At 70.2% G+C, this 12,872-nt stretch carries 8 protein-coding genes; 1 reads left to right on the plus strand and 7 read right to left on the minus strand.

Going from position 1 to position 12,872, the window contains the following annotated elements; all coding sequences use genetic code 11:
- Positions 1–68: 68 nt before the first annotated feature.
- The 3 genes from ACIA73_RS30230 to ACIA73_RS30240 form a co-directional block, all read right to left on the minus strand.
- Positions 69–1,529 carry a glutamate synthase subunit beta gene (locus ACIA73_RS30230; RefSeq protein WP_399442000.1) on the minus strand — a complete coding sequence of 487 codons (1,461 nt, stop codon included), beginning with the start codon at positions 1,527–1,529 and terminating at the stop codon, positions 69–71.
- Positions 1,522–6,093 carry a glutamate synthase large subunit gene (gene gltB / locus ACIA73_RS30235; protein WP_399442001.1) on the minus strand — a complete coding sequence of 1,524 codons (4,572 nt, stop codon included), beginning with the start codon at positions 6,091–6,093 and terminating at the stop codon, positions 1,522–1,524. The genes ACIA73_RS30230 and gltB overlap by 8 nt, the downstream gene beginning before the upstream one ends.
- Before the next feature lie 469 nt (positions 6,094–6,562).
- Positions 6,563–7,291 (minus strand): VIT1/CCC1 transporter family protein, encoded by a 729-nt coding sequence (locus ACIA73_RS30240; RefSeq protein WP_399442002.1) that lies wholly within the window; start codon positions 7,289–7,291, stop codon positions 6,563–6,565.
- Between the two features lie 236 nt (positions 7,292–7,527).
- On the opposite strand from ACIA73_RS30240, the gene ACIA73_RS30245 reads away from it, so the two are divergent.
- On the plus strand, positions 7,528–8,424 hold the full coding sequence (locus tag ACIA73_RS30245; RefSeq protein ID WP_399442003.1) for a ribokinase: 897 nt from the start codon (positions 7,528–7,530) through the stop codon (positions 8,422–8,424).
- 107 nt (positions 8,425–8,531) lie between these two features.
- Here ACIA73_RS30245 and lgt read toward each other — a convergent pair whose 3' ends face one another.
- From lgt to trpB, 4 genes are all read right to left on the minus strand, one after another.
- The gene (gene lgt, locus ACIA73_RS30250; protein WP_399442004.1) at positions 8,532–9,599 is read right to left on the minus strand and encodes a prolipoprotein diacylglyceryl transferase; all 1,068 of its coding nucleotides are present in this window, start codon (positions 9,597–9,599) and stop codon (positions 8,532–8,534) included.
- Between the two features lie 126 nt (positions 9,600–9,725).
- A complete protein-coding gene (locus ACIA73_RS30255; RefSeq protein ID WP_399442005.1) occupies positions 9,726–10,574 on the minus strand; it encodes a DsbA family protein in 849 nt (282 codons plus the stop codon).
- 99 nt (positions 10,575–10,673) lie between these two features.
- Positions 10,674–11,489, minus strand: coding sequence for a tryptophan synthase subunit alpha (gene trpA, locus ACIA73_RS30260; protein WP_399442006.1), 816 nt, complete (start codon positions 11,487–11,489; stop codon positions 10,674–10,676).
- Positions 11,486–12,784 carry a tryptophan synthase subunit beta gene (gene trpB / locus ACIA73_RS30265; protein ID WP_399442007.1) on the minus strand — a complete coding sequence of 433 codons (1,299 nt, stop codon included), beginning with the start codon at positions 12,782–12,784 and terminating at the stop codon, positions 11,486–11,488. The genes trpA and trpB overlap by 4 nt, the downstream gene beginning before the upstream one ends.
- Between the last annotated feature and the right edge of the window lie 88 nt (positions 12,785–12,872).

A 12,872-nucleotide genomic window follows, 5' to 3' on the forward strand; every position in this document is an offset into this window, starting at 1 on the left:
GACATCTGGGGGGTTGCTCCCGGCCGGTTCGGCCGAGGGGAACAACGTGGGTACCACCGTACGCCAGGTCAGGCCATCAGCGCACGGTCGGTGGGCTTGACCGGGGCGGGGAGGGCGCTCACACCGGTGAGGTAGCGGTCCACGCCGCGGGCGGCGGAGCGGCCCTCGGCGATGGCCCAGACGATGAGCGACTGGCCGCGGCCGGCGTCACCGGCGACGAAGACGCCGTCGACGTTGGTCGCGTAGTCGCCGTCGCGGGCGATGTTGCCGCGCTCGTCGAGGTCCAGGCCGAACTGCTGGACCAGGCCGTTCGCCTGGTCGGTGCCCGTGAAGCCCATGGCGAGGGTGACCAGCTGGGCGGGAATGACGCGCTCGGTGCCCGCCTTCTGGTTCAGCTTGCCGTCCTTGAACTCCACCTCGATGAGGTGCAGGGACTGGACGTTGCCGTCCTCGTCACCCTCGAAGTGGGTGGTGGAGACGGAGTAGACCCGCTCGCCGCCCTCCTCGTGCGCGGAGGTGACCTTGTAGAGCATGGGGAAGGTGGGCCAGGGCTGGCCCGGGTTCCGCTCCTCGCCCGGCTTGGGCATGATCTCCAGCTGGGTGACCGAGGCGGCACCCTGCCGGTGTGCGGTGCCGACGCAGTCGGCACCGGTGTCGCCGCCGCCGATGACGACGACGTGCTTGCCCTCGGCGCTGATCGGGGCCACCGTGAGGTCGCCCTCCTGCACCTTGTTGGCCAGCGGCAGGTACTCCATGGCGAAGTGGATGCCGTTCAGGTCCCGGCCCGGGACGGGAAGGTCGCGGGAGACGGTGGCTCCGGCGGCGACGACCACCGCGTCGTACCGGCGGCGCAGCTTGGCCGCGTCGACGTCACGGCCGATCTCCACCTCGGTGCGGAACTTGGTGCCCTCGGCACGCATCTGCTCGATGCGCCGGTTGATGTGGGACTTCTCCATCTTGAACTCGGGGATGCCGTAGCGCAGCAGTCCACCGATGCGGTCGGCGCGCTCGTACACGGCGACGGTGTGGCCCGCCCGGGTGAGCTGCTGCGCGGCGGCGAGGCCGGCCGGGCCCGAGCCGATGACCGCGACGGTCTTGCCGGACAGGCGCTCCGGCGGCTGCGGGGTGACGTCGCCGCTGTCCCACGCCTTGTCGATGATGGTGACTTCGACGTTCTTGATGGTGACGGCGGGCTGGTTGATGCCGAGCACGCACGCCGACTCGCAGGGGGCCGGGCACAGCCGCCCGGTGAACTCCGGGAAGTTGTTGGTGGCGTGCAGCCGCTCGGAGGCGGCGGTCCAGTCCTCGCGGTAGGCGTAGTCGTTCCACTCGGGGATGAGGTTTCCGAGCGGGCAGCCGTTGTGGCAGAACGGGATGCCGCAGTCCATGCAGCGGCCGGCCTGCTTGCTGATGATGGGGAGGAGGGACTTGGGAACGTAGACCTCGTTCCAGTCCTTCACGCGCTCCGCGGCCGGGCGGGTCTTGGCGACTTCGCGTCCGGTGGTCAGAAAGCCCTTGGGGTCAGCCATTGGTCGCCGCCTCCATCATCTTCTCGGTGGTCTCCTGCTCGGAGAGCCCGGCTGTCTCAGCGGCGTCCTTGGCGGCGAGCACTGCCTTGTACGTGGACGGGATGATCCTGCTGAATCGTGCGGCGGCGGCGGGCCAGTCGGCCAGCAGCTTCGCCGCGACGGTCGATCCGGTCTCCTCCTGGTGGCGGCGCACCACGTCGTGCAGCCACTGCTGTTCGGAGGTGGACAGGGTTTCGACGGCGTCCAGGTTGCCCGGGTTGACGTTGTCCCGGTCGAGGTCGATGACGTACGCGATGCCGCCGGACATGCCGGCCGCGAAGTTGCGTCCGGTCTCGCCCAGGACGACGGCGTGGCCGCCGGTCATGTACTCGCAGCCGTGGTCGCCCACGCCCTCGGAGACCACGGTGGCACCGGAGTTGCGGACGCAGAAGCGTTCGCCGGTACGGCCGCGGAGGAAGATCTCGCCGCCGGTCGCGCCGTAGCCGATGGTGTTGCCGGCGATGGTGGAGTACTCGGCGAGGTGGTCGGCGCCACGGTCCGGGCGGACGACGACCCGGCCGCCGGAGAGGCCCTTGCCGACGTAGTCGTTGGCGTCGCCCTCCAGCCGCAGCGTGATGCCGCTCGGCACGAAGGCGCCGAAGGACTGGCCCGCCGAGCCGGTGAAGGTGATGTCGATGGTGTCGTCGGGCAGGCCCGCACCGCCGAACTTCTTGGTCACCTCGTGGCCGAGCATGGTGCCGACGGTGCGGTTGATGTTGCGGATGGCGACCTGCGCGCGGACCGGGCGGGCGTCCTCGGCGGTGTCGGCGGTGAGGGCGTCGACGGAGAGCTTGATCAGCTCGTTGTCGAGGGCCTTCTCCAAGGCGTGGTCCTGGGTGACGATCTGGTGGCGGACCGCACCGTCCGGCAGCGCGGGCACGTGGAAGAGCGGCTCCAGGTCGAGGCCCTGGGCCTTCCAGTGGGTGACCGCGCGGTCGGTGTCGAGGAGTTCGGCGTGGCCGACCGCCTCTTCGATGGTACGGAAGCCCAGCCCGGCCAGGATCTCGCGGACCTCTTCGGCGATGAAGCGGAAGAAGTTGACGATGTACTCGGCCTTGCCCGCGAACCTCTCGCGCAGCACCGGGTTCTGGGTGGCGATGCCGACCGGGCAGGTGTCCAGGTGGCAGACGCGCATCATGACGCAGCCGGAGACGACGAGCGGCGCGGTCGCGAAACCGAACTCCTCGGCGCCGAGCAGCGCCGCGATGACCACATCGCGGCCGGTCTTGAGCTGGCCGTCGGTCTGCACGACGATGCGGTCGCGCAGGCCGTTGAGCAGCAGCGTCTGCTGGGTCTCGGCGAGGCCGAGCTCCCAGGGGCCACCGGCGTGCTTCAGCGAGGTGAGCGGGGAGGCGCCCGTTCCGCCGTCGTGGCCGGAGATCAGGACGACGTCCGCGTGGGCCTTGGAGACACCGGCCGCGACCGTACCGACGCCGACCTCGGAGACCAGCTTCACGTGGATGCGGGCCGCCGGGTTGGCGTTCTTGAGGTCGTGGATCAGCTGAGCCAGGTCCTCGATGGAGTAGATGTCGTGGTGCGGCGGCGGCGAGATGAGGCCGACGCCGGGCGTCGAGTGACGCGTCTTGGCGACCCACGGGTACACCTTGTGGCCGGGCAGCTGGCCGCCCTCACCGGGCTTGGCGCCCTGCGCCATCTTGATCTGGATGTCGTCCGCGTTGACCAGGTATTCGCTGGTCACACCGAAGCGGCCGGAGGCGACCTGCTTGATGGAGGAGCGGCGTGCCGGGTCGTAGAGACGCTCCGGGTCCTCACCGCCCTCACCGGTGTTGGACTTGCCGCCCAGCTGGTTCATCGCGATGGCGAGGGTCTCGTGCGCCTCCTGCGAGATGGAGCCGTACGACATGGCGCCCGTGGAGAAGCGCTTGACGATGTCCTCGACCGACTCGACCTCGTCGACGGAGATCGGCGCCCGGTCCTCGGACTTGAAGCCGAAGAGGCCGCGCAGCGTCATCAGCCGCTCGGACTGCTCGTTCACCCGGTCCGTGTACTTCTTGAAGATGTCGTACCGGTTGTTGCGGGTCGCGTGCTGGAGGCGGAAGACCGTCTCCGGGTCGAACAGGTGCGGCTCGCCCTCACGGCGCCACTGGTACTCGCCGCCGATCTCCAGGCGGCGGTGCGAGGCGGCGATGCCGGAGGCCGGGTAGCCCTTGGCGTGCCGGGCGGCGACCTCCTTGGCGATGACGTCCAGACCGGCGCCGCCGATCTTGGTCGCCGTACCGTTGAAGTACTTGGCGACGAACTCCTCGTCCAGGCCGACCGCTTCGAAGACCTGGGCGCCGCGGTAGGAGGCGACCGTCGAGATGCCCATCTTGGACATGACCTTCAGGACACCCTTGCCGAGGGCGTAGATCAGGTGCCGGATGGCCTGTTCGGCGTCGTCCGTCTCCATGAAGGTGCCCGCGCGGACCAGGTCCTCGACGGACTCCATCGCGAGGTACGGGTTGACGGCCGCGGCCCCGTAGCCGATGAGCAGTGCGACGTGGTGCACCTCGCGGACGTCACCGGCCTCGACCAGCAGGCCCACCTGGGTGCGCTGCTTGGTGCGGATGAGGTGGTGGTGCACCGCGGAGGTGAGCAGCAGCGAGGGGATCGGGGCGTGCTCGGCGTCGGAGTGCCGGTCGGAGAGCACGATCAGCCGGGCACCGGCCTCTATCGCGGCGTCCGCCTCGGTGCAGATCTCCTCGATACGGGCGGCGAGCGCGTCGCCGCCGCCGGAGACCCGGTACAGGCCGGAAAGCGTCGCCGCCTTCATGCCCGGCATGTCGCCGTCGGCGTTGATGTGGATGAGCTTGGCCAGCTCGTCGTTGTCGATCACCGGGAAGGGCAGGGTGACCGAGCGACAGGACGCGGCGGTGGGCTCCAGCAGGTTGCCCGCCGGGCCGAGCGAGGAGCGCAGCGAGGTGACGAGCTCCTCGCGGATGGCGTCCAGCGGCGGGTTGGTGACCTGCGCGAACAGCTGGGTGAAGTAGTCGAAGAGCAGCCGGGGACGCTCGGAGAGCGCCGCGATCGGCGAGTCCGTCCCCATCGAGCCGAGCGGCTCGCCTCCGGTCCGCGCCATCGGCGCGAGGATCACCCGCAGCTCTTCCTCGGTGTACCCGAAGGTCTGCTGGCGGCGGGTGACGGAGGCGTGGGTGTGCACGATGTGCTCGCGCTCGGGGAGATCCTCCAGCTCGATCTCACCGATTTCCAGCCACTGCTGGTACGGGTTCTCCGCAGCCAGCGACGCCTTGATCTCGTCGTCCTCGACGATGCGGTGCTCGGCGGTGTCGACCAGGAACATCTTGCCGGGCTGGAGCCGGCCCTTGCGGACCACCTTCGCGGGGTCGATGTCCAGGACGCCGACCTCGGAGGAGAGCACCACGAGGCCGTCGTCGGTGACCCAGTAGCGGCCGGGGCGCAGACCGTTGCGGTCGAGCACCGCGCCGACCTGGATGCCGTCGGTGAAGGTGACACAGGCCGGGCCGTCCCAGGGCTCCATCATCGTGGAGTGGTACTGGTAGAACGCGCGCCGGGCCGGGTCCATCGACTCGTGGTTCTCCCACGCCTCGGGAACCATCATCAGCACCGAGTGCGGCAGCGAGCGCCCGCCCAGGTGCAGCAGCTCCAGCACCTCGTCGAAGGACGCGGAGTCGGAGGCGTCCGGCGTGCAGACGGGGAAGATCCGGTCCAGCTTCTCGGCCCCGAAGAGGTCCGAGGCGAGCTGGGACTCGCGCGCCTTCATCCAGTTCCGGTTGCCCTTGACGGTGTTGATCTCACCGTTGTGCGCGACGAAACGGTACGGGTGGGCCAGCGGCCAGGACGGGAAGGTGTTCGTCGAGAACCGGGAGTGCACGAGCGCGACGGCGGTGGCCAGCCGGCGGTCGGAGAGGTCCGGGAAGAACGGCTCCAGCTGTCCGGTGGTGAGCATGCCCTTGTAGACCAGGGTGCGCGCGGAGAGCGACGGGAAGTAGACACCGGCCTCCCGCTCGGCGCGCTTGCGCAGCACGAAGGCCTTGCGGTCCAGCGCGATTCCGGTGCTGGCGCCGCCGTTGGCGACGAAGAGCTGCTTGAAGGCGGGCATCGTGGCGCGCGCGCCGTTGCCCAGCAGACCCGGGGTGACGGGCACGTCACGCCACCCGAGGACGGTGAGGCCTTCCTGGTCCGCGAGGGTTTCGAGCTGCGAGAGGGCATCGGCGCCCGCGGCCTCTTCGGCAGGCAGAAACGCGATGCCCACCGCATACGCACCGGCCGCCGGCAGGTCGAATTCCGTGACCTCGCGGAAGAAGGCGTCCGGAACCTGGAGCAGGATGCCGGCGCCGTCGCCGGAGTCCGGCTCGGAGCCGGTGGCGCCACGGTGTTCGAGGTTGCGCAATACGGTCAGCGCCTGCTCGACCATGTCATGGCTGGCCACACCGGTAAGGGTGGCCACAAAGCCGACGCCGCAGGCGTCGTGCTCATTGCGGGGGTCGTACAGGCCCTGCGGGGCGGGGCGACCCTCCATGGGCGACCAGGCGTGGGTACGCATCGGCACTCCCGTCGTCGTCGTGGCATATGGAACTACCGAGGGACGACACTGGCCCTCCGCGAAATTTCGTGCAGGTTACATGATGGCTGGCTTCTCAGAAAGCGGAAAGCCCATTCCACAATGCGGACACCGCCCAGAGCGGTGGATGTGGTGCGGATGCAGGCATATCGCCGTACACCGGACCGTAGCGGAGCGGGCATCGTTGCCAGCGGCGCTTACGGCTCATGCCCTGCCGTCAACTAGACGAAACCGATGGGTAACGACTACTTATGCGACACCTTGCATATAGCCACATCCTACGGGGCGTGCCCGGGATCCGTGCCGGGGCGTACGTCACACTCTGACAGCCGGCCACGGCGGGCGCACGACGAAACCCCTGGCGGGAGGCCCGCCAGGGGTTTCCGGCACATTTCGGCTGATCTCCCGGCGGAACTCCCGACGGACCTCCCGACCGGCCTCCCGGCAGAAGTCAGACCGCCGCGCCGAAGAGCGTTCCGAGTCCGTACGTCACCGCCGCGGCCGCCCCGCCGAGCGCCAGCTGCCGCAGCCCGCTGAACCACCACGTCCGCGCGGTCACCCGGGCCACCACCGCACCGCACCCGAAGAGCCCGAGCAGCGCGAGCAGGACGGCGGGCAGCAGCGAGGTCGCCCCGAGCAGGTAGGGCAGCAGCGGCAGCAGCGCGCCGAGGGCGAACGCGCCGAACGAGGAGACGGCGGCCACCAGCGGGGAGGGCAGGTCGTCGGGGTCGATCCCCAACTCCTCCCGGGCGTGGATCTCCAGGGCCTGCTCGGGGTCGCGCGACAACTGCTCGGCGACCTGCCGGGCGAGGTGGGGCTCGACGCCGCGCGACTCGTAGAGCGCGGCCAGCTCCTCCATCTCGTCCTGCGGGTGCTTCCTCAACTCCCGCCTCTCGACGTCGAGTTCGGCCTCCACCAGCTCCCGCTGGGAGGCCACCGAGGTGTACTCCCCCGCCGCCATCGAGAACGCGCCGGCCGCCAGCCCGGCCAGACCGGTGATGACGATGGTCTGCTGGGACACCGCCCCACCAGCCACACCCGTCATCAGCGCCAGGTTCGACACCAGTCCGTCCATCGCCCCGAACACGGCGGGGCGCAGCCAGCCGCCGTTCACATCGCGGTGGGTGTGGTTGTCGCGGTGCGCCTCGTGCAGCGTCGCTTCGGTCTCAATGATGGCCATGCGTGAATCCCCGTGCCCCTCTTGCCACTTGCGGCCGGGGGACGCCCCGACACCCCCTGAAGATACGTACGATTCGAAGGGTGCGCCAGCAAGGAAGGCCATACTTACCTGGTCAGAGCACCTCTCGACCAACTAATCAAAGCCTTACCTTTCTCCGGCCGACAGACACCGGCCCCGACCGGGTGACTCCCGTCCCGGTACGGGTCGTGGCGGGCCCCTCGTGGCACACATCCCCCATGCACCCGATCCGCCTCACCGTCCTCGGCAGCACCAATATGGACCTCGTCGCGTACGCCCCCAAGGCCCCCGCCGTCGGCGAGACCGTCGCGGGCCGGGCGTTTCGAACCGTCCCCGGCGGCAAAGGCGCCAACCAGGCGGTCGCGGCCGCCCGCGCGGGCGGGGACGTGACGATCATCGGCGCGGTCGGCACCGACGACTTCGGCCCCCGCCTGCGCACCGCCCTCGAACACTCCGGTGTCGGCACCGACTTCCTGCGTTCCGCCGAGGGCCCCTCCGGCACCGCCCACATCGTCGTGGACGACCGCGGCGGCAACTCCATCGTGGTCGTCCCCGGCGCCAATGACCTCGTCACCGGCCTCACCCCGGGCGACGAGGCCGTGATCACCGGCGCCTACGCCCTTCTCCTCCAGTTCGAGCTCCCCCTCTCCGCCGTCACCGCGGGTGCCCTGGCCGCCCGCCGGCACGGCGTCCGCACCATCCTCACCCCGGCCCCCGCAGGTCCGATGCCGGCCGAACTGCTCGCCGCCACCGACCTGTTGGTCCCCAACGAGCACGAGGCCGCCGCCCTCACCGGCCTGCACGACCCGCTGCTGGCCGCCCGCACCCTCCTCGACCACGTCCCCGAGGTGGTCGTCACCCTCGGCGCCGCGGGCAGCGCCTACGTCGCCCGCAGCGCCCCGGACCCGGTCTTCGTCCCGGCCGTCCCCGCCAGACCCGTGGACACCACCGCCGCCGGGGACACCTTCGTCGGCGCCCTCGCCGTCGCCCTCGGCGAGGGCAGACCCATGCCGGACGCCATGGCGTGGGCCTCGGCGGCAGCGGCCCTGTCCGTCCAGCGGCACGGGGCGTCGACCTCGATGCCGTACCGGAAGGAGATCGACGGGGCGGTGTGAGGAACCAGCGGGGCGAGGGCGGGGCGGGAGCGGCACGGCGGACGAAAGGGCCGCCCGGACCAGTTCGGTCCGGGCGGCCCTTCTCGCAGCGCTCACGCCACGAGGGTTCAGCCCTTCTTGGCCGCGTCCTCGGTGTCCGCGTCCTTCACTTCCGCGTTCTTCTCCGGCGCGCTCTTCTCCGGCGCGCTCTTCTCCGGCGCGCTCTTCTCCGGCGTGTTCTTCGCGTCCTTCTTCAGGTCCGCAGCAGCACCCTTGGCCGTCCTGGCCGCCGCAACCTCGGTACTGCCCTTGTCCGCCCCGTCGGCCCCGGAGCCGTCCGAACCCTCAGGTCCCTCGGCCCCCTTGGCACCGTCCGGGCCGTCCGCGTCGCGGTCCGGCTCCACGACGTCCTCGCGGCCCGGGCGCAGTCGCGCCGAGATGACCAGGAAGACGACCGCCAGGACGAAGCCGATGATCGCGGTCCACACGTTGAGGCGCAGGCCGAGGATGTGGTGGGCGTCGTCGACGCGCAGGTACTCGACCCAGCCACGTCCGAGGCAGTACAGGGCGACGTACAGCCCGAAGACCCGGCCGTGTCCGAGCTTGAAGCGGCGGTCGGCCCAGATCAGGACGGCGGCGACGCCGAGGCACCACAACGACTCGTAGAGGAAGGTCGGGTGGTAGAGACCCGGCTCGTCACCCTTGGTGATCTTCAGCGCCCAGGGGAGGTCGGTGGCCCGGCCGTACAGCTCCTGGTTGAACCAGTTGCCCCAGCGTCCGATGGCCTGCGCGATGACCAGCGCGGGGGCCATGGCGTCGGCCCAGGCCGGGAGCGGGATGCCACGACGGCGGCAGCCGATCCAGGCGCCGACCGCGCCGAGGGCGACGGCGCCCCAGATACCGAGGCCGCCTTCCCAGATCTTGAAGGCGTTGACCCAGTTCTTGCCTTCGGAGAAGTAGAGCTGGTAGTCGGTGATGACGTGGTAGAGCCGTCCGCCGACGAGGCCGAAGGGCACTGCCCAGACGGCGATGTCCGCAACCGTTCCCGGCTTACCGCCGCGGGCGATCCAGCGCTTGTTGCCGTACCAGACGGCTACGAAGACACCGATGATGATGCAGAGGGCGTAGCCGCGCAGCGGGATGGGACCGAGGTGGATCTCACCGGCCGCCGGGCTGGGAATGTAGGCAAGGTTCATGGCGGGGTCGACGCTACCTTGCCGGGCGGGGGGCGGGACAACCCACCCGGCAACGTATGGGTAACGAGGAGCTGGGCCCGGCCCGCCGCGCAACCGCGAGCGGGCACCGGCCCCGCCCCCGGGTTGCTAGCGCCCCACCGGACTCCCCGCCCCGGGCGCCGCCGGCGCCACCGTCCCCACGCTCTTCCCCTTGTTCGCCTCATCCACCCACTTCGTCAGGTTCTGAGGCGAGATCTGCTCGCTCCCCTTCTGCGGGAACACCGGAGTCCCGTTCAGCAGCACCGTCGGCGTCGCCTTGTACTCCGACTTGTCGAAATCCGCCTGGACGCGGCTCACCCACCCCGCGTACTTCTCCTTCTGCACGCAGGTGTCGAAGCCCGCGCCGCGCAGCCCCGGCACCTTGCCGGCCAGTGCCAGCAGGTTGCTCTTCTGGCCGAAGGCGTCGTCCTGCTCCCCGGGCTGGTTCTCGAAGAGGACGTCGTGGTACGCGTGGAACTTCCCCGCGTCCTGCGAGCAGCCCAGCGCGTTCGCCGCGTACTTCGATCCGTTGCCCTTGACCGCGTTGTCGATGAACGACACCAGGTGGTACTCGGCCCGGATCTTCCCCTCCTTCTCCAGCTTGTTGATGGTGGCGCGCATGCTCTTCTCGAAGGCCCCGCACGCGGGGCAGCGCATGTCCTCGTACACCGTCAGTACCGAGGGGGCGTCGGTCATGCCGACGGGGATGGTGACCTTGCCCTCCCCGACCGTTCCGGCCGGAGACACCACGGGGCCGGAGGCCGCCGGGTCGGGGGCCTTGTCCTTGCCGCTGCCGGCGGCGACCACACCGGCCACGGCGGCCAGGCCGAGTACCCCGACCACGGCGCTGGCGACGATCAGCGTGCGCCGTCGTTTGTCGCGCGACTTCTGTGCTTCGCGTTCCTGGATGAGCCGCTCTCGGGCGGTTCGCTTGCCTGCAGTGTTCTTCTCGCTCACACCCGCAGCAACGAACCGGGGCGGCACCGATGTGCCACCCCGGCCGTGATTCCCTCAAATGGACTACGGAACCTTAAAGTTACGCATCCGAACGCGTGATCAGCTCATCCGCCGTACGCCCGCTGCCAGCTCCGCGGCCAACTCCCTTACGGCAGCCAGTCCGGACGCCTCGTCCGCGGCGTCCAGCATCCGCTTCACGAAGGCCGAACCGACGATGACGCCGTCCGCGAAGGCCGCAACTTCCTTGGCCTGCACGGCATTCGAGACACCGAGCCCCACGCACACCGGGATCGAGGTGGTCGCCTTCGTCCGGCGTACCAGGTCCTGCGCCTGCTCGCCCACGGACTCCCGGGTACCGGTCACGCCCATCAGCGACGCCGCGTAGACGAAGCCCGAGCCGGCGGCCGTGATGGTCGCCAGCCGTTCGTCCTTGCTGCTCGGCGCGACGACGAACACCGTGGCCAGGCCGTGCTTCTCGGCGTGCTCGCGCCACAGCGCGGACTCCTGGACGGGCAGGTCGGGCAGGATGCAGCCCGCGCCGCCCGCCTCGGCCAGTTCGGCGGTGAAACGCTCGACGCCGTAGCGGTCGATGGGGTTCCAGTACGTCATGACCAGCACCGGCACCCCGGTCGCGGCGTGTGCCTCGCGGACCGTGCGCATCACGTCGGCGATCTTGACGCCGCCGCGCAGGGCGATGTCGTCCGCGGTCTGGATGACCGGACCGTCCAGCACCGGGTCACTGTGCGGCAGCCCGACCTCGACGATGTCCGCACCGCCCGCGACGACCGCCTTGACGGCCTCGATACCGCCGTCGACCGTGGGGAATCCGGCGGGCAGATACGCGATCAGCGCGGCCCGGCCGGCGGCCTTGGTGGCGGCCAGGGTCTCGTCCAACAGCCTTACGTTGCCGCTCACTTGGCGTCCCCCGTGATCTCCGCGACCGCGGCCGCACTGTCCGTGGGCCCGGTGGACGCGACCTCGGCGTCCGTGTCGTACAGCCCGAAGTAACGGGCCGCCGTGTCCATGTCCTTGTCGCCGCGCCCGGACAGGTTGATCAGGATCAGCCCGTCCGTGCCCAGTTCCCTGCCGAGTTCCAGCGCGCCGGCGAGCGCGTGGGCGCTCTCGATGGCCGGGATGATGCCCTCGGTGCGGGAGAGCAGCCGCAGCGCCTGCATGGCGGCGTCGTCGGTGACCGCGCGGTACTCGCCGCGGCCGATGTCCTTGAGGTACGAGTGCTCGGGGCCGATGCCCGGGTAGTCGAGGCCGGCCGAGATGGAGTACGGCTCGGTGATCTGGCCCTCCTCGTCCTGGAGGACGTACGACCGCGAGCCGTGCAGGATGCCCGGCTCACCGGCGCTGAGGGTGGCCGCGTGCTCGCCGGTCCCGATGCCGTGCCCGGCGGGCTCGCAGCCCACCAGACGTACCTGCGTGTCGGGGATGAACGCGTGGAACAGGCCGATCGCGTTCGACCCGCCGCCCACGCACGCCACCGCGGCGTCCGGCAGCCGGCCCGTCCGCTCCAGGATCTGGCGGCGCGCCTCCACACCGATCACCCGGTGGAAGTCGCGGACCATCGCCGGGAAGGGGTGCGGGCCCGCGACCGTGCCGAAGAGGTAGTGGGTGCGGTCGACGTTGGCGACCCAGTCGCGGAACGCCTCGTTGATGGCGTCCTTCAGCGTCCGGCTGCCGGACTTCACGGCGACCACCTCGGCGCCGAGCATCCGCATCCGTGCGACGTTCAGCGCCTGGCGCTCGGTGTCGATCTCGCCCATGTAGATGGTGCATTCGAGGCCGAAGAGGGCGCAGGCGGTGGCGGTGGCGACGCCGTGCTGGCCCGCTCCGGTCTCCGCGATGACGCGGGTCTTGCCCATCCGCTTCGTCAGCAGCGCCTGGCCGAGCACATTGTTGATCTTGTGCGAGCCGGTGTGGTTGAGGTCCTCGCGCTTGAGGAACACGCGGGCGCCGCCCGCGTGTTCGGCGAAGCGCGGCACCTCGGTGAGGGAGCTGGGGCGGCCGGTGTAGTGGACCATCAGGTCGTCCAGCTCGGCGGCGAACGCCGGGTCCGCCTTCGCCTTCTCGTACTCGACGGCGACCTCGTCGACCGCGGCGACCAGCGCCTCGGGAATGAACTTGCCACCGAACTCACCGAAGTAGCCCTCGGGGGTGGGGACCTGACCCTGCGGGTCGGGAATGAAGAACTCACTGGGCATGCGGAAACTCCTCGTACGCGATGCGTGAATCGGGAGGAAGCTCCGGGAAGGGAAGGTCCCGGAAGTGGTGTCACCGAGTGAAACGTCG

Origin of the sequence: Streptomyces sp. NPDC051561, from assembly GCF_044454195.1 — a bacterium.
Lineage (GTDB): Bacteria > Actinomycetota > Actinomycetes > Streptomycetales > Streptomycetaceae > Streptomyces.

What these genes read in the sequence shown, in the direction of transcription:
- ACIA73_RS30230 (WP_399442000.1), bottom strand. Translation starts at nt 1,529, where the DNA reads ATGGCTGACCCCAAGGGCTTTCTGACCACCGGACGCGAAGTCGCCAAG.
- gltB (WP_399442001.1), bottom strand. Translation starts at nt 6,093, where the DNA reads ATGCGTACCCACGCCTGGTCGCCCATGGAGGGTCGCCCCGCCCCGCAG.
- ACIA73_RS30240 (WP_399442002.1), bottom strand. Translation starts at nt 7,291, where the DNA reads ATGGCCATCATTGAGACCGAAGCGACGCTGCACGAGGCGCACCGCGAC.
- ACIA73_RS30245 (WP_399442003.1), top strand. Translation starts at nt 7,528, where the DNA reads ATGCACCCGATCCGCCTCACCGTCCTCGGCAGCACCAATATGGACCTC.
- lgt (WP_399442004.1), bottom strand. Translation starts at nt 9,599, where the DNA reads ATGAACCTTGCCTACATTCCCAGCCCGGCGGCCGGTGAGATCCACCTC.
- trpB (WP_399442007.1), bottom strand. Translation starts at nt 12,784, where the DNA reads ATGCCCAGTGAGTTCTTCATTCCCGACCCGCAGGGTCAGGTCCCCACC.